The organism is Bosea vestrisii (genome assembly GCF_030144325.1).
Taxonomy (GTDB): domain Bacteria; phylum Pseudomonadota; class Alphaproteobacteria; order Rhizobiales; family Beijerinckiaceae; genus Allobosea; species Allobosea vestrisii_A.
This window is the reverse complement of record NZ_CP126307.1, coordinates 2,361,604-2,379,845: the sequence shown is the minus strand read 5'-3', so window position 1 is coordinate 2,379,845 and position 18,242 is coordinate 2,361,604. Positions and strand designations below refer to the sequence as shown.

Genomic DNA, 18,242 nt, shown 5'->3' with positions numbered 1-18,242 from the left:
CGGGCGGACGCGGAACCGCCGGCAGTCCGTCAAGCACGTAGGAAGCCCCGAAGGGCTGGTCTCGCTAGACCTTGGACAATGCGGGAAATTTTGGTCGGAGTGGCAGGATTTGAACCTGCGACCCCCTCGTCCCGAACGAGGTGCTCTACCAGGCTGAGCCACACTCCGATCAACTGGTGGCCGGCTTATAGCCAGCCGGCCATCGCAGCGCAACACCCAAGGCCATGGCGATGAGCAATCTTTTCGGGATGGGCCGGATCGATGCGGGCCACGCGCATCACGATCGAAACCGGACGTGCGCGATCCGATGTTGCACGCGCCCGCGACGCGCTCTAGAAGGCAGCGCAGATTGGGGCGTCGCCAAGCGGTAAGGCAGCGGTTTTTGGTACCGCCATTCGGAGGTTCGAATCCTCCCGCCCCAGCCATTTTCTCATAAACCATTGAATTGTAAGCGATTTTTTTGCCATCTCCGGGCCGGCCCGCCGGCGGCGGGCGGCTGTTCTTCCCCGAGGGTGAGCCTGACGCGGGCGGCGAAGCGGGGACCAGATACGACCAGCGCCTCGTTTTCGAAAGGAGGCGCCACACCTGCGACGAATGGCTCGGACGGATAGGTTGCTGGTCGGCTGGCCTCGACTTTCTCGACGAAGACGGAATAGACGACGCCGGAATTGCTACTCAGCGGGTTCTCGTCGAGGTCGAATGCCGTGGTCCAGGTCAGGGCCAAGTGCGGATGATCGGCATCAAAAAGCTTGGCTGTGCAGAGCTTGGAGCCCGAGACGAGGGCAGTAGATCAAGACGTCGATCTCTGAGGAACGCGGCTTCGATATGAGTCTGATTGAACCAGCCTGGCGATCATCCAAACCGCTCGGCATGGCGTTGCAGGACTTCGTGCAGCAGTGGCTCGCCAAGGTGAAAGCGCAAGGTTTCGCTGATCGCCAGGTTTGCAAGGCGCCGAGTTTCATACCCGGCGGCACCCGCGACATGCGGGCTCACGAAGGCGTTCGGTAGCGACAGGAGCGGTGAATCGGGTGGCAGGGGTTCCGGCTCCGTGACATCGAGGATCGCGAATATCCCGCCGCCTCTCAGACCGGTGACGAGCGCGTCCTGATCGACCAGGCCGCCGCGCCCCGTGTTCACCAGCGTCGCGCCCTGCTTCATTCGTGCCAGAAACGCCGCGTCGATCATGCCGCGCGTCTCATCCGTCAACGGCGCATGCAGGCTGACCACGTCAGAAAGCGCCGCCAACTCCTCACGGTCGACGAGACGTATATTTGCATCCGATAACGCGGCGGCGTCCGCATACGGGTCGGCAAGCAGCACCGTCATGTCGAAATGCGACAGCAGGTTCATCAGGTGCCGCCCCGTGCGCGACGCGCCCACGATGCCGATGGTCGGGCCGCAGTTTCCGGGCGTATCGGGCGCCGTCCATGGGTATCGTTGCGGCCGGCCCTTGTCGCGATAGAATTCCCTGGCCGCCAGAACCTGCTTGTTGGCCCAGAGAATAGCCGCGAGCGCGTACTCCGCGACCGGCCGCGCATTTGCCGCCGCTGCCGAGGATATGCGAATTCCCCGCGACCAGAAGGACGGCGAGACGATCGGCTTCACGGCCGACCCCGTATGCGCGACGAAGCGGAGCTTCGGCATACGTTCGAGAAGCGGTTCGTCGAGACACGGGCAGCCCCAGCCCGAAATGACGAGCTCGATCTCGGCCAGGACGGAGTCCGGAAGATTCGTGGGCGCGGCAACCGGCTCATGCGTCAGGAGGCGGAAGGGTGCGAGCCCGTCCCGCTGTGCGTCGCCCATCAGATCGGGCGCGCGCCCCCGATCGTAGAAGAGCGCCAGCCCGGGCGGTGTCGCGGACCTCATGCCGCAGCGGCTTTCAGCATCGCCCGCAGAGCGTCGCGCGAGCGCGTCAGCCCCTCCTCGGCCGGCGGAAGCTGGTCAGGAAACCAGCGCCGTTCGTATTCCAGGCTGAGGCAGCCCTGATAACCGTCGCGCACCAGGACGCCGATGATATCGGGCCAGGGCACGAGGCCGTCGCCTACCGGTGCGGCGTAGCGTTCACCGGCTTCGCCAAATCGGAAATCCTTGACGTGCACGTGGCGTATCGGTCGCTGCAGGGCATAGCCATCTGGAAAGGCCTCAGCCTTCATGAAGTCGAGGTTGGCCTGGTCGTAGAGGATACCGAAAGCCGGATGGTCGATCGTCCGCAGGGCCCGCATCGTGAGGCTCGCCGACAGCGCCATCGTGTCCATGTGATTTTCGAGGCAAAGCGCAATGCCTTGCCGCGCCGCGACGTCGCCGAGTTGCCGGCACGGCTCCACCATCCGCGCAAGGGCCGCGTCGACATCTTCCAGCGGCACTTCGGCGCCGGCGAAGATGCGGACCACCTCGCAGCCGAGCTCGGCGGCGAGCGCGATAACATGGCTCAGTTCCGCGACAGCCTGCCGCCGCGCGTCGGCGTCGACTGCGTTCATGCCCTTCGCATAAGGTGTCAGCGCTAGGATTTTCGTGCCGACCGCACGCGCTTGCGCGGCGAGCCGGCGCGCATCTGCGAATGTTGCCTCAGGCGGCAAGGCACAGCGATAGCCGGCCTGGCAGATCAACTCGACGCCGTCGAGGCCGAGTTCCTCGGCGAGTGCCAGCGCGCCCTCCGGACTGCGGTCCGGACACGCCATGGAATGCATGAGGATGCGCATCGCGTTGCCCATTTCACCGAAAGCGGCCATGCCGGCCAGTCAATGCCATCGGGGGATGCGCGCCTCGGCGCCGCCGGCCGCGGCCGAACGCTCTGCCGCATCGATCATGGCCTGGGCACGCAGCCCGTCGCGGCCTGTCACCGGGGGCAGTTCGCGAGCCGCGAGGGCATCCGTGAAGGCCTTCAGCTCCGCTGCAAAGGCGTCGATCGGTGCAAGCGCGTGCGTCCGCGACCCATCAGCTGTGACGGCGAGGAGGAGATCGGGGCGCTTGCCGAGAACGTATCCGCGCTCGCCGACGATCTGGAATACGATGTCCTCCCGGCCCGCCACATCGGGATAGTCAGCGAGATAACCGCCCTGGATGCGGGCCTCGACGCGCTCGCCGAAATCGATGTCGATGAAGGCCTTGTCCTCGCCGGCGCGGCCGATCTCGCGATCGGTCCGGGCGCGCACGGCGCTCGGGCCGGCATCCAGCAGCCAGCCTGCGAGATCGATCATGTGCACGAGCATGTCCCGCAGCACGCCGATGTCGGCGTACCAGATCCGCTCGCCTGGTGGGGTGGGCTGGTAGAACGAGAACGTGGCGTAGCGCGGCCGCCCGATCGTGCCTTCCGCGACCAGCCGGCGCGCCTCAGCGAACACCGCCTCGAAGCGCATCTTGAAGCCGAAGCCGAGCGCCAGGCCCGCGGCCTCCATGGCGGCGGCCATCTCGCGACCCTCATCGAGTGTCACCGACATCGGCTTCTCGAGGAAGACGTGCACGCCCGCAGCCGCGCAATCCATGACCGCGCCGTGGTGATGTGGCGTGGGGCTGCAGACGCAAGCGACGTCGATACCGCCCTCGCGCAGTAGATCGCGATGATCCTGGTATGCTCTTCCGCCCGCCGCCACGGCGCGCGCGCGTTCGAGATCGGGATCGCTCGCTGCGACGATCGCATGGCCGAGCCCGGCCAGGCGGTCGGCGTGGATGCGCCCGATCATGCCGCACCCGATGATCGCGATCCGCAACGGAACCATGGTCACCCTTTCACGGCACCAGCCGTCAGACCGGCCGCCATGCGGTTCTGCACCGCGAGGAAGAGCAGGAGCGTGGGGATGATCGCGAGCGTCGTCGCTGCCATCGCGGTTCCCCATTGGGCGAACTCGCCACCAACGAGGCTGTAGAGACCGACCGAGAGCGTGCGCTGGTCGCCAGCGCCCAGGATGATCAGCGACAGCAGGAATTCATTCCACGATGAGATGAAGGCGAATACCGCGACGGTCACGAGTCCCGGTGCGACGAGCGGCAGAGTGATCCGGAAGAACATCGTCAGGTTGCTGGCGCCGTCGATTCGCGCTGCCTCCTCGAGTTCGACGGGCACGCGTCGAAAGAAGGAGATCAGCATCCAGGTCGAGAACGGGAACGTGTAGGCGATGTGCACGAGCACGAGCCCGGCCTGCGTGTTCGCCAGCCCGACGTGATTGACGACCAGGAAGAGCGGGATCGCGACCAGAATGGGCGGAAAGATGTAGGCGATGAGGAGCAGCTTGGTCAGCGCGCCCGAACCGCGGACCAGCCGGCGCGCCAGCACATAGGCCGCCATGGCGGCGATCGTCGTGCCGAGGATCGTGCTGGCCAGCGCGACGATGGTGCTGCTCTTGAGGAAACTGAGGAACGGCGTGGAGACGATGACGTCGCGGTAGTTGTGAAAACCGAGATCGCGGAGCGAGAAGCTTGGCGGAAAGCGATAGAGCTCCGCATAGCTCTTCAGGGACGAGAAGATCATCCAGGCGAGCGGAAACAACGCCCAAGCGGCGAGCACGGCGAGAATAATGTAGGGCACGGCCAGCTTCAGCAACGACCCGGCGCGGGGGCGGGCAACGATGTCAGGCATCGTCCTCCTCCCTGAGCAGCCGCAGGTAAAGCACCGTCGTGACGGTAAGGATGGCCAGCATCAGCACGGAGACGGCCGCCATCCGGCCGAGTTCATACTGCGTCCAGCCGACCTTGAAGGCGTAGATCGGCAAAGTCGTCGTGGCGTCGATGGGGCCGCCGCCGGTCGTCAGGTACGGGAACTCGAAATTGTTGAAGATCCAGATCGTACGCAGCGTCGCGAGCGTGGCGACGATGCCCTTCAGCCCCGGCAGCGTCACGTACAGGAACTCCTGCCAGGGCGAAGCGCCGTCCATGCGAGCTGCCTCGTACAGCTCCCGCGGAATGGTCTGCAGGCCTGCGATCATGGCGACCATCATGAAAGGGAAGCCGAACCAGACGTTCATGGCGATCAGCGCCGCCATCGCCGTCCCGGTCTCGCCGAGCCAGGCGTGCGGCATCCCGATCAGCCCGAGGATCATCATGAAATAGTTGGCGACGCCGTAGCTCGCATCGAGCATGTAGCGCCAGGCGAACGCCATGATGATCGCCGGAAAGGCCCAAGGCACGATCAACGCCATGCGCAGGAGCGATCGCCCGGCCGTGACCTTCTCGAGACACAGTGCCGCGACGAGCCCGACGAAAAGCTGGAGCACGACCGACACGAAGGTCCAGACCAGCGTGCGAAACGTCGAGGTCACGAATTCCGCGTCGGCCAGAACGAGGCGGAAATTGTCGAGCCCCGTGAACCGCCAACCCTCGTAAATCAGATTGGCATTGGTAAAGGCGGCGACGAGGTTCCAGACGACCGGATAGGCGACGATGCCGACGAGGCATAGCAGGCCGGGCAGGATGAACAGCAATTGGAAGTGTCGGTCGAACGCCGCGAAGAGGCGGGTCGTCATGCGCTGGCGGGACGCCGACGCGGGATGTCCGGAGGACCAGGCAGTCACCACTGCCGCCTCCCGCTTCGCGCTTTCGGCTGGCACCGGTCCGACGACCATGTTCGGTCGGGCATTGGGGGCCATTGCCCGCTGCTGGTGTCGTGCACCCTCATGAAATGAGGCCAGCCTCGCGCCCGAGGCGCGCGATGACGTTGCGCTCCTCGCTCGAAATGCCAAGCTGTGGCCTGCGCACCGCCGCGTGATCGATCACTCCCTGCATCACCAGGAGCTCCTTCATGCGTGGGCGGAAGTCGCGGATAGGCGGGCGCCAGCAATAGCGGGCGAGCGGTGCCAGCCGCGACCAGATCGCAAAGCCCTTCGCAGTGTCGCCGGCGCGATGGGCGCGCTGCATGTCGACCAACTCGGCGACTGCCGTACCGGCAAAGCCGATCAGCGCGCCGCCACAGCCCATCAACATCGCCTCATAGATGAATGTATCGCTGCCCGTGAGAATGCCGATCGGTCTTTCCAGGCGCGCAATGCTTTCCACGGCCTGGATCGTCTGATTGGCGTCGAACGACGATTCCTTGATCGCGATGACCTCGTCGATGCTGGCGAGTGCCGTCAGCATGTCGCCGGAATAGTCCGGCCCCCATCCGCGCGGGAACTGGAACGCGATCAGCGGCACGCGAAGCGCCTGCGCGATGTCGCCGTGGAAGCGGCGGATCATCTCCGCCGGGATCGGCGAGCCGATGAAGACCGGCATGGGCGGGAAGACGCAGAAGCCTTCGGCGCCGGCCGCGAGCAGATCGCGACCATGGGCGATCATCCCCTCGGTCGAGCCGCCGATCAGCCCGCTCAGCAGCGGCACACGGCCGGCATTGACATCGGCGCAGACGCGCATCACCTCGACGCGCTCTTCGGCAGTCAGAGCCGGTCCCTCGGCCGCATCCATATTGACCGCGACCGCATCGGGCTTCTGCGAGACGATCCAGTCCGTATAGCGGCGTAGCGAGGCCCAATCGATCGCACCGTCCGGAAGCATCGGCATGAACGGCGCCGAAATCAGGCCGCTGAACGGGCGCGCGAGGGGATTGGCGACCATCGATATCTCCAATGTTCAGGCAGTGGCCGCGCGGGCCAACGGAGAGAAGAAGTCCGAGCCGATGCTGGTCTGTGAAAGCTCTCGCGCCGCGCCCACAAGGCTCTGAGACAGCTGGCGCATGCGCGTTTCGTTCAGGCGGAAGCTCGGGCCCGCGATGCTGACCGTGCCGATCGCCTGTCCGCTGGCCGGCGACATGATCGCGCAGGCCATCGCCGAAGCGCCGACCGCGGCGCTTTCCACCACCATCGCGTAGCCATCGGCCCTGGTCTTGTTCAGTCTCCGCTGCAGAACGGCCACGGTGCGCGGTGCGTTGGGACCGTATTCGGCCGCATGCTCCAGCCCCGACGCAATCGCGATACCTACCGCTTGCCGATCATCGAGCGTCGCGAGCCAGGCCTGCCCCGTCGCCGTGCAGAACAGGGTCGGATGCCCGCCCATCTCCGGATCGTAACGCATGCCGGATCGCGCACCCTGCGACTTTGCAACCCAGGTCAGCGTGTTGCCGTCCACGACAGCCAGGCGCACGAGCTCGCCGCTTTCCCGGGCCAACTGGTCGAGCACGGGCTGCGCGACGTCCACGACGCCGCTCGCCGCCAAATAGGAGAAACCAAGCGACAGCAGCTTGGTGGTCAGCATGTAGTGCCCGGTCACAGGCTCCTGCCGCGTCAGGCCGAGTCGGCCGAGCTCGGAAAGCAGGCGATGCACCGCGCTTTTCGGGACCTCGAGTTCATCCGCCAACTGCTGCAGCGGCAGGCCGCTGCGCGCCGCGCTCAGCAATGCGAGCATGTTGAAGGTGCGTTCCAAAAGGCTGCCAGCCATTGATCAATTCCTGAACTGAGTTCTAAAAATTCAGAGCCTAAGCCAGCTGTCAAGCAGGCTTGTATCAGATTTTTCAATTTTGTCAGATCTGTATGGAATCTCACTTATTGACATCGAACCAGCCTTGAATTTAATTTTGGAACTAAGTTCAAAAAATGAAGAGATGTCGACCGGCATCCAGTGAGGGAGAAACAGGACATGCGTCTGCAGGTTTCACGACGGGCCTTGCTCAAGGGGGGCGGCTGCGGCCACCATACTCGCCGCTCCGGCAGTTCACGCGCAGGGCGAGCGCAAGGTCGTCTTCTGGCACAGCTACACGCAGAAGGTCCGCTCCGACTTCATGCGCGGCGTCGCGGACCGCTTCCAGACGGCCAATCCCGGCATCAAGGTCGAGATCGAAGTGATGTCCTGGGCCGCCTTTGGGCAGCGCTGGCCGGCAGCGCGCGCCGCCAACGCCCTGCCCGACGTCGCCATCACGCTCGGACGCAATGCCATCCCGATGTCGATCGCTGGCGCACTCCATTCCACGGAGCCGGTGCTGAAGACGCTTGGCGGACCGGAGACCTTCATTCCCGGCCTCATCGAGAAGTCGTGCAAGTTCAACGGCGCCTATGTCAGCCTGCCGCACTACGTGCACAGCTTCATCAGCGTCTACCGGAAGGATCGACTCGCGGCTGCGGGCCTGCCCGTCCCTGTGACCTGGGAGGACAATCTCAAGGCCGCGATCGCGATGACGAAGCCACCGGAGTATTACGGGAACATCCTGAAGCTCGCGAAGGACGACTATGCGGGCGCCGAATTCCTGTGGTGCATGACCCAGTCGGCCGGTGGCCATTTCTACGACGCCAAGGGCGAGATGCTGTTCGACAGCGAACCCGTCCGCCAGGCGACCGAATGGCTTGCCGAGGTCGGCCGCAAAACGAGCGGCCCCGGCATCGCCAATCTTCGCCTCGCCGATACGTTCAGCCTGGTGAACAGCGGCAAGCAGTCGATGTGCAACGACAGCGCCGCGATCATCGGCGTCGCCGCCCAGGACGCGCCGGAGGTCGCCAAGAACCTCGACGCGACGCTGATGCCGAGCAAGGTGACGCCGGGCTATCAGACGAACCTGATCGCCGCTGTATTGCCGAAGGGCAGGAACAGCGAGGACGCGCAAAAATTCCTCGCCTACCTGTTCGCCGAGGACAGCTACATGCCGTTCCTCACGACGATCCCGCTCTTCATGTTCCCGGCCTATCGCAAGGCGGACATGAAGCGCTTCACCGACAATCCGGTGATCGCCGCCTATCCGAACGTGGTGAAATCGACGCTCGACAGCGTCGAGCGCGGTGTCATGGCCGGCATGGATTTCGGCCTGAATCCGTTTGCGGCACCGGTGCTGACCAGCGGCCTCATCGAGGATATGTTGCAGCGGATCATCCTCAACGACCGGCCGGTCAAGCAGGAAGTCGCCGCGACGGCGGAGAAGATGGACCGGCTGCTGCAGTCGATCCGCTCTCGTCTCTGACGCGGCCGAGCCAGTCGTGGAGATAGAGTCCTTCGACTACATCGTCGTGGGTGCCGGGTCGGCGGGCTGCGTGCTCGCCGCCCGCCTTTCGGAGGCCGGGCGTCACAGCGTGCTGCTCGTGGAGGCCGGCGGCGCCGACACCAATCCTTTCATCCACATTCCCATGGGCTATCCGCGTCTCTTCGCGGATACCCGGATCAACTGGGCCTACGAGAGCGAGCCGGAACCCGGGCTTGGGAACCGCACGCTCTTCCAGCCGCGCGGGAAGGTGCTCGGCGGCACGAGCTCGATCAACGGCATGGTCTATATCCGCGGTCAGCGGGAAGACTACGACGAGTGGGCGGAACAGGGCTGCGTCGGATGGGACTGGCAGTCCGTGTTGCCGTATTTCCGCAAGGCGGAGGATCAGGTTCGCGGCGCCGACGATGCGCATGGTGTCGGCGGGCCTGTCCCGGTCACGGAGCCAGCCTATGTCTGGCCCATCGCCAAGACCTTCCTCGAGGCCTGCCGGCAGTCAGGGCTGTCACACAACGCGGACTTCAATGGCCCCAGTCAGGAAGGCTATGGGTTCTATCAGTCGACGATCCGCCGTGGACGGCGGATGAGCGCGGCGGCAAGCTACCTCGCGCCTGCGCGCCATCGGCACAACCTGAAGATTCGCACCCGAGCCCTGGTCACGCGTGTCGTGGTCGAGAATCGGCGGGCGCGCGGCATCGAGTATCGTCTGGGTACCGAACCGCGCCTGGCGAATGCGCTGCGCGAGGTGATCCTTGCGGGAGGCGCCTTCAACTCGCCTCAGCTCCTGCTGCTTTCCGGCATCGGCCCGGCGGGCGAGATCAGATCCCACGACCTGCCGGTGGTCTGCGATCTTCCAGACGTCGGACGAAACCTCCAGGACCATTTCCAGACATCGCTGGTCTACCGCTGCGGACACGGGCGGACCCTGAACGACTTTGCCCGAAGCCCGATACGGCAGGGCATCGCCCTCGCCCGCTACCTGGCGACCGGCGGCGGACCGCTCGCGGCCAACGGTCTGGCAACTGCTGCCTTCGTCCGCAGCAGCCCGGACCTGCCGCGTCCGGATCTCAATCTCTACATCAACCCCGGCAGTGCCGCTCAGCGGGGGAGGGATGGTGTAGCGCCCGACACTTTCTCCGGCTTCACCATGAGCCCCGTCCATATGACGCCGAAAGCGCGCGGAAGCGTGCGCCTTCGCAGCCCCGAGCCGCATGACGCCCCCAGCATCAGCTTCGGCTTCCTACAGCACGAGGACGATGTCGCCGCATTGATCTCAGGCATGCGCTGGATCCGGCGTCTGGCCGCCCAACCCTGCTGGGCACCTTGGCGAATCGAAGAGGTCACGCCGGGGCTGCCTGTCGAAAGCGAGCGGGATCTCGTGTCCGATCTCCGCAGGCGTGCCTTCTCGAACATGCATGCCGCCGGCACCTGCCGAATGGGCGCGGATTCCGGTTCCGTCGTCGACCTCGCGCTTCGGGTTCGAGGGATTGAGGCGCTGCGTGTTGTGGACGCATCGGTCATGCCGCGCCTCATCAACGGCAACACCAATGCGCCGACGATCATGATTGCCGAGAAGGCCGCGGACATGATCCGCAACAGCGTCTGACAATTCAGGGAAGAGAGATGTCCGAGCGGTTCGACGGCAAGCGCATCCTGGTTACGGGGGGCACGTCCGGTATCGGCTTCGCGGCGGCCAAGGCGTTCGGTGCCCTGGGCGCAGCGGTGACAGTGGCCGCGCGTTCCAGGGCGGGACTGGATCACGCACTTGGCGCTCTTGTTCTCGATGGTGTGGCGGCAGAAGCGCTTTGCTTCGATGTCTGTAACGAGGAGGAGGTCATCGGGGCCATTGCCGGGCGGACGTTCGACGTTCTGGTGAACAATGCCGGGACCCATGCCCCCGGTAACATTCTCGACATTGCCTCGGAAACCTTCGACACGATCATGGCAGTCAATGTGCGAGGCGCTTTCCTCGTGGCCCGAACTGTCGCGCAATCGATGGTCTCGGCCGGCATCAAGGGCGTGATCATCCAGACATCGTCGCAGCTCGGCCATGTCGGCGCCGCCGGGCGGGCCAGCTACACGGCAAGCAAGCACGCGCTCGAGGGGCTGAACAAGTGCATGGCCCTCGACCTGGCGCCGTATGGGATCCGTTGCGTCTGTGTGTCGCCGACCTTCACGCGGACTGAGATGACCGAGCGGGCGTCGGCAACGTCGAAGGAATTCTCCGCACAGGTTTCCCGCATGCCGCTGGCTCGACTCGCGGAGCCCGAAGAAATCGCAAGCGTGATGGTCTTCGTCGCCAGTTCCGGGGCCGCAATGATTACGGGTTCGTCGATCATGGCCGACGGCGGATGGACCTGCCTTTAGATGGGCTGAAGATCAGATAGCGTCCCCATTGCCGTGAAGGTGGCCTGGCATCAACGGACCGATCGCAACGCCCCTCGCGCATGGCTGCGCGGGCTCGTGCGCGAAACCATCGCTCGGACATGCGGAGCAGCGACTCTTTACCCGGGTAAAAGCTCCCGCGAGCCGTCGTGCCGGCGCGACCTGGTTAGGAACGTCTCCTGATCGGGAGCCTGCCGCGCATCGGCGCAGCAGAAAAGTAATTCAGCGTCGCCCCGTGCGCGGCGACGACATGTCATCCTGAGAATTTCCTCCAATCCGCCGGGGACGAAACGTCCTAGCTCAGCACCATCATGCTGGGAGAGGCTTCCATGTCGACTGCTCCGATCGTACTCGCCAATCGTGCCGGCACCTCCGGCGCCAAGTCGTTCTCCGAACAGGATCCATTCGCCGCCGGCCGGGAGGTCGTCTGGAGTGGTGCGCAGGATCTGGCAGTGGGGAGCGCCGCGTTCTCGGGCGCGACGGAGATTGCGGCCTTCCCGCACACAGAGGTACTCGTCGTTACGGCCGGGCGTCTCGACTTGTCGCTCACGGAGGGCAGCAAGCGCCCGATCCAGGCCGGCGAGAGCATCGTGATCGCGCGTGGCACGGCCCTGCGCGTCGAGGCGGCGCCCGGCACCCGCTGGGCCTTCTGCGCCAGCACCGGCGATGCTTCCGCAGCGCCCGGCGTGACGGAGCTGCCGGCCGATGCGCCGCTGTCGGCCTCCTCGCCGCCTCCATCCAACCTTATCGAAGGGCCGGTGCCACAGTGCCGCAGCTTCAACGCCTTCACCGACGAGGCATCGCGTTTGCGTGCCGGCATCTGGGATTCGACGCCGTATCGACGTGTTCTGCGCCCGCAGCCGGTCAACGAGCTGATGCATATCCTCGTTGGCAGCGTCACCCTCACCGGGGAGGACGGACGTCCGGTTCAGGTCAGGGCGGGCGAGAGCGTCTTCGTCCCCTACGGCACGCCATGCGCCTGGGACAGCAATGAGCATCTCGCCAAGGTCTACGTCGTCCAGGAGGTCGGATCGTGAGCGCCACGGGACCCGGCGCCATGGCAGGAATCGCCAATGGCTGAGATCGCAGCCCCGGAGGCGTTGACGCTGCGTCCGATCGCTGCCGGCGACGCGGGGCTCGGCGCGGAGCTGTCACGGCGTGTCGGCTGGCCGTATCGCCGCGAGGACTGGGAGTTCGCGATCGGACTCGGCGGCGGCGTCGTCGGCGTGCGAGATGGAAAGCTCGTCGCCTCGGCTCTGTGGTGGCCCTATGGCAAGAGCCATGCGACGCTCGGGATGATCATCGTCGCGCCCGAGGCGCAAGGGGGCGGCATCGGCCGGCGCCTCATGCAGGCCCTGCTCGTGCAGGCCGAAGGGCGCTCGCTGATGCTGAATGCCACAGCCGCCGGTGAGCCGCTCTATGCCAAAAGCGGCTTCCGGCCCTGCGGTGGCGTACGCCAGCAGCACGGGCACGTGCTCGCCGTTGCCGCGCCGCAACTTGGCGCTGGCGAGCGGCTGCGTCCGGCAAGCTCCGCCGACCTTCCCATTCTGGAGCGTCTCGACCGCGCCGCGACCGGCCTGGAGCGCGGGCCGAGCCTTGCGGCCCTGCTGGAATGTGGCCAGTGCCTGGTGTTGGAGAAGGCCGGCCAGCCCGTCGGCTTCAGCATCCTGCGGGCCTTCGGCCGTGGCCATGTGATCGGCCCGGTCGTGGCGGCTGACGAAGCTGACGCGCGCACGCTGATCGCCTGCTGGCTGCATGGCCGGACCGGCCAGTTCATCCGGGTCGATCTGCGGCTTGGCTCAGGGCTCGGCGATTGGCTGGCACAGCATGGTCTTGCGCCGGCCGGGGACGTTGTCGCAATGGTGCGCGGCGATCTGCCGGCCGCGCCCGGCCCGGCGCGCCTCCACGCCCTGATCAACCAGGCGCTCGGCTGATGTCCGCGAGGTCGACACGATGACGCTGCTGCTCAAGTCCGATGCCGCCCGCGCCGAGGAGTGGACGCGGCTGCTTGCGGACAAGGCGCCCGAGCTGCCGTTTCGGATCTGGCCGGATATCGGCGACCCCGCCGACATCCGCTATCTCGCCGCCTGGCTTCCGCCCGACAACCTGCTCGGCCAGTTTCCCAATCTCGAACTGCTCGTCTCGGTCGGCGCCGGTGTCGACCAGTTGAACCTGGCGGACATACCGGCGCACCTGCCGATCGTGCGGATGATCGAGCCCGGGCTCGTCGACAGCATGGTCGAATACGTCACCATGTCGGTGCTGGCCCTGCATCGTGATCTCGTGCCCTACATCGCCGCGCAACGGGAACAGGCCTGGAAGCCGCTCCGAATCAGGCCGACCACAGAGCGTCGCGTCGGCGTTCTGGGCCTCGGCATGCTCGGCAAGGCCTGCGCGCTGAAGCTCGCCGAATTCGGCTTCGGGGTCGCCGGCTGGAGCCGCTCGCGGCATGAGGTCGACGGGATCGTGACCTTCGCCGGCGATGACGAACTGCCGGACTTCCTCGCCCGCAGCGACATCCTGATCTGCCTGCTGCCGCTGACCGACGCGACGCGCGGCCTGCTCGGGGCCGAGCTCTTCGCCCGGCTGCCGCAGGGCGCGATGCTGGTCAATGCCGGCCGGGGCGGCCATCTCGATCAGGACGCCCTGCTGGCCGCGCTGGACAGCGACCATCTCGCAGCAGCGGTGCTGGACGTCTGCGAGCCGGAGCCGCTGCCCGCCGGGCATCCGCTCTGGAACCACCCCAAGGTCCTGCTCACGCCACACATCGCCAGCCGCTCGCGTTCCGAGGCCTCGCTCGACATCGTCCTTGAGAATCTGCGGCGCCACCAGGCAGGCGAACCCCTGCTCGGCCTGATCGACCGCGATCGCGGCTACTGAACGAGGTCCTCCATGTCGATTGTCGCTCTCGAAGACCGCACGCTTCTCGTCGGCCGCGCCCTGATCGGTGGCGAGTGGGTGGGCGCCGCTTCTGGCGAGGAGCTGCCGGTGCGCGATCCGGCGACGGGCATCGAGATCGGCACGATTCCGGCCTGTGATGAGGCGGAAACCAACGCGGCCATCGCCGCAGCGGAGGCTGCGTTTCCGGCCTGGAAGGCGCGGCCGGCGGCCGAGCGCGCCACTCTGCTGGAGCGCTGGCACGACCTTTTGCTGGAACACCGCAAGGACCTCGCCCGCATCATGACGGCCGAGCAGGGCAAGCCGCTGGCGGAGGCCGAGGGCGAGGTGCTCTACGGTGCAGGCTTCATCAAATGGTTCGCCGAGGAGGCGTGGCGCGTCTATGGCAGTACCGTGCCGGCGCCGACCGCCGACCGGCGCATCCTCGTCCTGAAGGAGCCGGTCGGCGTCTCCGCCGCGATCGCGCCTTGGAATTTCCCCAATGCGATGATCACCCGCAAATGCGCGCCGGCGCTGGCCGCCGGCTGCCCGATCGTGGTGAAGCCCTCGGAGTTGACGCCCTTTTCGGCGCTGGCGCTCGGCGTGTTGGCTGAGCGCGTCGGTTTCCCGCCCGGTGTGATCAACATCGTCACCGGCCTGCCGCAAGGGATTGGCGCAGCGCTGACGGGAAATCCCGTGGTCCGCAAGCTCTCCTTCACCGGCTCGACCCGGGTCGGCGCACTGCTGATGCGGCAATGCTCCGATACGCTGAAGCGGCTGAGCCTGGAGCTCGGCGGCAACGCGCCCTTCATCGTCTTCGACGACGCTGATCTCGACGCAGCCGTCGCCGGAGCCATCGCCAGCAAGTTCCGCAATGCCGGCCAGACCTGCGTCTGCGCCAACCGCATCCTGGTGCAGGACGGCATCCACGACGCCTTCGCCGACCGCCTCGCTCAGGCGGTGGCGGCGATGCGGGTCGGCGACGGGCGGCAAGCCGGCGTCACCATCGGCCCGCTGATCAATGCGGCGGCCGTCGAGAAGGTTCACGCGCATCTCGACGATGCGCTCTCGCTCGGCGCGACGCGGTTGGCGGGGGCGCAAGGCGAGGTCGACGGCTCCCGTTTCGTCGTGCCGACGGTGCTGACCGGCGCGACCACGCGGATGCGCCTCGCCAATGAGGAGACCTTCGGCCCGGTGGCGCCACTGTTCCGCTTCAAGCACGAGGACGAGGCGATCGAGATCGCCAATGGCACGCCTTATGGGCTCGCCGCCTATTTCTACACGGAGAATCTGAAACGCTCCTGGCGCGTCGGCGAGCGGCTCGAATTCGGCATGGTCGGCCTCAATACCGGCTCGGTCTCGATGGAGGTGGCGCCGTTCGGCGGCGTCAAGCAGTCCGGCATCGGCCGCGAAGGTGGCGCGACCGGCATCGAGGAGTATCTCGAGCTGAAGAGCTTCCATATTGGCGGGCTGGCGTCCGCCTGACCAGCGAGCTCGAAGCACGATCTGCCGATCGTGCCCCCGAATAGGGCAGGGCATACCAAAGCGGTGCGCCAAAGCCGCCGCACAGTCCGGCCGTCCGCTCCTAGCCTTCCTGATAGCGCTATTCGCATTCAGCGGAGGACAAGGCGGTCCATGCTCCAGTCTGTTTCCCGTCCTGCCGCCCGAGTGGCGGAGCCGGCGAGCCCCGGTATCCGGCGGGCGCTGGTCCATATCGAGCGGCATTTCACCGAGGCTCTCTATCTCGACGACTTGGCGGCTGTGGCGGGGCTCAGCGTCTGCCGTTTCGTCACCGTCTTCCGCCGCCAGGTCGGGCTGACGCCGCATCGCTTCGTCTGCCGCCAGCGCGTGCGCTATGCGCGGGCGCTGCTCGCCGACGGCGTCCCGGCTGCGCAGGCGGCGCTGGACGCCGGCTTCTTCGATCAGAGCCATCTCTCGCGCCATTTCAAGAGCGTCTACGGCACGACTCCCGGCCGCTATCTGCGCGAGCAGGTGCAGTCCCCGCCGTCGCGGGCCGGCCGGCTCGGCTATCCGGCGCGCGCCGCCTTTTCTTCCGTTTCGTCTTCCCGTCCTGCCTGAGGTTCCGCCATGAGCGTCAACTCCCTCGAAGCCCTCGACCGCCGTCACTGGGTCCATCCGGTCGCCAACTGGGCCGGCCACGAGAAGCGCGGCGTCACCGTGATGAAGTCGGCCAAGGGCGCCTTCATCACCGATAGCGACGGCCATGAGCTGATCGACGGCTTCGCCGGGCTGTGGTGCGTCAATGTCGGCTATGGCCATGACAGCATCGTCGAGGCGGCTGCGCGCCAGATGCGCGAGCTGCCTTACGCCACCGGCTATTTCAGCTTCGGCAGCGAGCCGACGATCCGGCTCGCCGCCAAGCTCGCCGAGCTCACGCCCGGCGATCTCGACCACATCTATTTCTCGCTGGGCGGCTCGGATGCGGTCGACAGCGCGCTCCGGCTGATCCGCTTCTACTACAACGTCACCGGCCGGCCGCAGAAGAAGCGGATCATCTCGCTGGAACGCGGCTATCACGGTTCGAGCTCGACGGGGGCGGGCGTCACGGCGCTGCCGGCCTTCCATGCCGGCTTCGACCTGCCGGCGGAAGGCCAGCACTACATCGCCTCGCCCTATCCCTACCGCAACCCGACCGGAAGCGACGACGCGGCGGTGATCGCGGCGAGCGTCGCGGCGCTGCGCACCAAGGTCGAGGAACTCGGCGCGGACACTGTCGCGGCCTTCTTCTGCGAACCGGTGCAGGGTTCGGGCGGCGTTGTCGTGCCGCCGAAAGGCTGGCTCAAGGCGATGCGCGAGACCGCGGCCGAGCTCGACATCCTCTTCGTCGCCGACGAGGTCATCACCGGCTTCGGCCGCACCGGACCGATGTTCGCCTGCGAGGCCGAAGGCGTTGTGCCTGATATGATGACCATGGCCAAGGGACTGACCTCGGGCTATGCGCCACTTGGCGCGCTCGCCATCGGCGAGAAGGTCTACCGCGCCATTGCGGACAATGCGCCGGCCGGCGGGCCGATCGGCCATGGCTACACCTATTCGGGCCATCCGGTCAGCGCCGCCGTGGCGCTCGAGGTGCTGCGCCTCTACGAGGAGGGCGGCATCCTCGCCAACGGCCAGCGCGTCGGGGCCTATTTCGAGGAGCGCCTGGCGACGCTCGCCGACCATCCGCTTGTCGGCGAGGTCCGGGCGCGCGGCCTGCTCGCCGGCATCGAGCTGGTCGCTGACAAGGTGACCAAGCAGAAGCTTCCGCGCGAGGCGAAGCTGCCGGACCACCTCTTCGCGCGCGGCTACGCCAACGGCGTGATCTTCCGCGCCTTCGCCGACGACATCATCGGACTCGCGCCGCCGCTGTGCTGCAGCGAGGCGGAGATCGACCTGATCATCACGCGGCTGCGCAAGACGCTCGACGAGGTCATGGCGCTGCCGGAGGTGGCGGCGAGCCTGGCGATGGCGAAGGCGGCGTGAGATTTGCTTGTTCGGCCATGCTCCCTTCCTTGTCGGAAGGGCGCGACAGCCTTTAGGGTGGCGCGGCCGTGCGGTGTCCTCCGCCCGGCTGCGTAGGGCGGCTCTGGCATGAGGCTTTCGTCGTGACACCGGGCGTGCGGCTCGACCGCATCGACATGAAGATCCTGATCGAGCTGCAGAACAACGCCAGGATGACGAACGTCACCCTGGCCGATGCGGTGGGCCTCTCGCCGAGCCCGTGCCTGCTGCGGGTCAAGCGGCTGGAGCAGGCCGGTTTCATCTCCGGCTATGGCGCAACCATCAACCTGCAGAAGCTCGGCGAGACGATCACAGTCTTCACCGAGATCACCCTGGCCGACCACACCAAGGAATATTTCATCCGCTTCGAGACGGCGCTCAGGCGCGTCGACGAGGTGGTCGAGTGCCATATGGTCAGCGGCGGCTACGACTATCTCGTCAAGTTCGTCACGCGCGGACTGACCCATTACCAGTCGCTGATCGAGACGCTGCTCGACCGCAATATCGGCATCTCCAAATACTTCAGCTACATCGTGATCAAGTCGCCGATCCAGAAGCCGGGCTATCCGCTACCGGTGCTGTTCGGCCTGTAAAG

Annotated in this window: 18 protein-coding genes and 2 tRNA genes; 11 read left to right on the top strand and 9 right to left on the bottom strand. The window is 66.2% G+C overall.

Annotated elements, in window-relative coordinates; all coding sequences use genetic code 11:
* Positions 1-91: 91 nt before the first annotated feature.
* Positions 92-168: transfer RNA gene (locus QO058_RS11840), tRNA-Pro, on the bottom strand.
* A gap of 182 nt (positions 169-350) precedes the next feature.
* Here QO058_RS11840 and QO058_RS11835 point away from each other — a divergent pair.
* Positions 351-425 (top strand) — tRNA-Gln (locus tag QO058_RS11835).
* A 5-nt stretch (positions 426-430) separates the two neighbouring features.
* On the opposite strand, the gene QO058_RS11830 is transcribed toward QO058_RS11835, so the two are convergent.
* The 8 genes from QO058_RS11830 to QO058_RS11795 form a co-directional block, all read right to left on the bottom strand.
* Positions 431-724 carry a hypothetical protein gene (locus QO058_RS11830; protein ID WP_284172221.1) on the bottom strand — a complete coding sequence of 98 codons (294 nt, stop codon included), beginning with the start codon at positions 722-724 and terminating at the stop codon, positions 431-433.
* A 128-nt stretch (positions 725-852) separates the two neighbouring features.
* Positions 853-1,866 (bottom strand): hydroxyacid dehydrogenase, encoded by a 1,014-nt coding sequence (locus tag QO058_RS11825; protein ID WP_284172219.1) that lies wholly within the window; start codon positions 1,864-1,866, stop codon positions 853-855.
* On the bottom strand, positions 1,863-2,729 hold the full coding sequence (locus QO058_RS11820; RefSeq protein ID WP_284172217.1) for a sugar phosphate isomerase/epimerase family protein: 867 nt from the start codon (positions 2,727-2,729) through the stop codon (positions 1,863-1,865). Before QO058_RS11820 ends, QO058_RS11825 begins: the two co-directional genes overlap by 4 nt.
* 9 nt (positions 2,730-2,738) lie before the next feature.
* Positions 2,739-3,707 carry a Gfo/Idh/MocA family protein gene (locus QO058_RS11815; protein WP_284172215.1) on the bottom strand — a complete coding sequence of 323 codons (969 nt, stop codon included), beginning with the start codon at positions 3,705-3,707 and terminating at the stop codon, positions 2,739-2,741.
* 11 nt (positions 3,708-3,718) lie between these two features.
* Positions 3,719-4,573, bottom strand: coding sequence for a carbohydrate ABC transporter permease (locus QO058_RS11810; RefSeq protein WP_284172213.1), 855 nt, complete (start codon positions 4,571-4,573; stop codon positions 3,719-3,721).
* Positions 4,566-5,456, bottom strand: coding sequence for a carbohydrate ABC transporter permease (locus tag QO058_RS11805; RefSeq protein WP_284172212.1), 891 nt, complete (start codon positions 5,454-5,456; stop codon positions 4,566-4,568). Before QO058_RS11805 ends, QO058_RS11810 begins: the two co-directional genes overlap by 8 nt.
* Before the next feature lie 148 nt (positions 5,457-5,604).
* Positions 5,605-6,540 (bottom strand): dihydrodipicolinate synthase family protein, encoded by a 936-nt coding sequence (locus tag QO058_RS11800; RefSeq protein WP_284172210.1) that lies wholly within the window; start codon positions 6,538-6,540, stop codon positions 5,605-5,607.
* Positions 6,541-6,555: 15 nt separating this feature from the next.
* Positions 6,556-7,359: an IclR family transcriptional regulator gene (locus tag QO058_RS11795; protein ID WP_284172209.1), complete on the bottom strand. Its 804-nt coding sequence runs from the start codon at positions 7,357-7,359 to the stop codon at positions 6,556-6,558.
* A gap of 340 nt (positions 7,360-7,699) precedes the next feature.
* On the opposite strand from QO058_RS11795, the gene QO058_RS11790 reads away from it, so the two are divergent.
* The 10 genes from QO058_RS11790 (at position 7,700) to QO058_RS11745 (ending at position 18,240) form a co-directional block, all read left to right on the top strand.
* On the top strand, positions 7,700-8,866 hold the full coding sequence (locus QO058_RS11790) for an ABC transporter substrate-binding protein (protein WP_284172208.1): 1,167 nt from the start codon (positions 7,700-7,702) through the stop codon (positions 8,864-8,866).
* A 16-nt stretch (positions 8,867-8,882) separates the two neighbouring features.
* Entirely contained in the window at positions 8,883-10,490 is a 1,608-nt protein-coding gene (locus tag QO058_RS11785; RefSeq protein ID WP_284172206.1) for a GMC family oxidoreductase, read from the top strand.
* A 17-nt stretch (positions 10,491-10,507) separates the two neighbouring features.
* On the top strand, positions 10,508-11,251 hold the full coding sequence (locus QO058_RS11780; RefSeq protein ID WP_284172205.1) for an SDR family NAD(P)-dependent oxidoreductase: 744 nt from the start codon (positions 10,508-10,510) through the stop codon (positions 11,249-11,251).
* 347 nt (positions 11,252-11,598) lie between these two features.
* Positions 11,599-12,306, top strand: coding sequence for a cupin domain-containing protein (locus QO058_RS11775; RefSeq protein ID WP_284172203.1), 708 nt, complete (start codon positions 11,599-11,601; stop codon positions 12,304-12,306).
* Positions 12,307-12,342: 36 nt separating this feature from the next.
* Complete coding sequence (locus QO058_RS11770; RefSeq protein WP_284172202.1) at positions 12,343-13,203, top strand: GNAT family N-acetyltransferase; 861 nt, start codon at positions 12,343-12,345, stop codon at positions 13,201-13,203.
* 19 nt (positions 13,204-13,222) lie between these two features.
* Positions 13,223-14,149, top strand: coding sequence for a 2-hydroxyacid dehydrogenase (locus tag QO058_RS11765; RefSeq protein WP_284172201.1), 927 nt, complete (start codon positions 13,223-13,225; stop codon positions 14,147-14,149).
* Positions 14,150-14,161: 12 nt separating this feature from the next.
* Positions 14,162-15,631, top strand: coding sequence for an NAD-dependent succinate-semialdehyde dehydrogenase (locus QO058_RS11760; protein ID WP_284172199.1), 1,470 nt, complete (start codon positions 14,162-14,164; stop codon positions 15,629-15,631).
* 150 nt (positions 15,632-15,781) lie between these two features.
* Entirely contained in the window at positions 15,782-16,225 is a 444-nt protein-coding gene (locus tag QO058_RS11755; RefSeq protein WP_284172198.1) for a helix-turn-helix domain-containing protein, read from the top strand.
* 9 nt (positions 16,226-16,234) lie between these two features.
* The gene (locus tag QO058_RS11750; protein ID WP_284172196.1) at positions 16,235-17,629 is read left to right on the top strand and encodes an aminotransferase class III-fold pyridoxal phosphate-dependent enzyme; all 1,395 of its coding nucleotides are present in this window, start codon (positions 16,235-16,237) and stop codon (positions 17,627-17,629) included.
* 134 nt (positions 17,630-17,763) lie between these two features.
* On the top strand, positions 17,764-18,240 hold the full coding sequence (locus tag QO058_RS11745; protein ID WP_210215008.1) for an Lrp/AsnC family transcriptional regulator: 477 nt from the start codon (positions 17,764-17,766) through the stop codon (positions 18,238-18,240).
* The last annotated feature ends 2 nt before the right edge of the window (positions 18,241-18,242 follow it).

What these genes read in the sequence shown, in the direction of transcription:
- QO058_RS11800 (WP_284172210.1), bottom strand. Translation starts at nt 6,540, where the DNA reads ATGGTCGCCAATCCCCTCGCGCGCCCGTTCAGCGGCCTGATTTCGGCG.
- QO058_RS11775 (WP_284172203.1), top strand. Translation starts at nt 11,599, where the DNA reads ATGTCGACTGCTCCGATCGTACTCGCCAATCGTGCCGGCACCTCCGGC.
- QO058_RS11760 (WP_284172199.1), top strand. Translation starts at nt 14,162, where the DNA reads ATGTCGATTGTCGCTCTCGAAGACCGCACGCTTCTCGTCGGCCGCGCC.
- QO058_RS11765 (WP_284172201.1), top strand. Translation starts at nt 13,223, where the DNA reads ATGACGCTGCTGCTCAAGTCCGATGCCGCCCGCGCCGAGGAGTGGACG.
- QO058_RS11810 (WP_284172213.1), bottom strand. Translation starts at nt 4,573, where the DNA reads ATGCCTGACATCGTTGCCCGCCCCCGCGCCGGGTCGTTGCTGAAGCTG.
- QO058_RS11805 (WP_284172212.1), bottom strand. Translation starts at nt 5,456, where the DNA reads ATGACGACCCGCCTCTTCGCGGCGTTCGACCGACACTTCCAATTGCTG.
- QO058_RS11790 (WP_284172208.1), top strand. Translation starts at nt 7,700, where the DNA reads ATGCGCGGCGTCGCGGACCGCTTCCAGACGGCCAATCCCGGCATCAAG.
- QO058_RS11750 (WP_284172196.1), top strand. Translation starts at nt 16,235, where the DNA reads ATGAGCGTCAACTCCCTCGAAGCCCTCGACCGCCGTCACTGGGTCCAT.
- QO058_RS11780 (WP_284172205.1), top strand. Translation starts at nt 10,508, where the DNA reads ATGTCCGAGCGGTTCGACGGCAAGCGCATCCTGGTTACGGGGGGCACG.
- QO058_RS11820 (WP_284172217.1), bottom strand. Translation starts at nt 2,729, where the DNA reads ATGGCCGCTTTCGGTGAAATGGGCAACGCGATGCGCATCCTCATGCAT.
- QO058_RS11755 (WP_284172198.1), top strand. Translation starts at nt 15,782, where the DNA reads ATGCTCCAGTCTGTTTCCCGTCCTGCCGCCCGAGTGGCGGAGCCGGCG.
- QO058_RS11825 (WP_284172219.1), bottom strand. Translation starts at nt 1,866, where the DNA reads ATGAGGTCCGCGACACCGCCCGGGCTGGCGCTCTTCTACGATCGGGGG.
- QO058_RS11770 (WP_284172202.1), top strand. Translation starts at nt 12,343, where the DNA reads ATGGCTGAGATCGCAGCCCCGGAGGCGTTGACGCTGCGTCCGATCGCT.
- QO058_RS11795 (WP_284172209.1), bottom strand. Translation starts at nt 7,359, where the DNA reads ATGGCTGGCAGCCTTTTGGAACGCACCTTCAACATGCTCGCATTGCTG.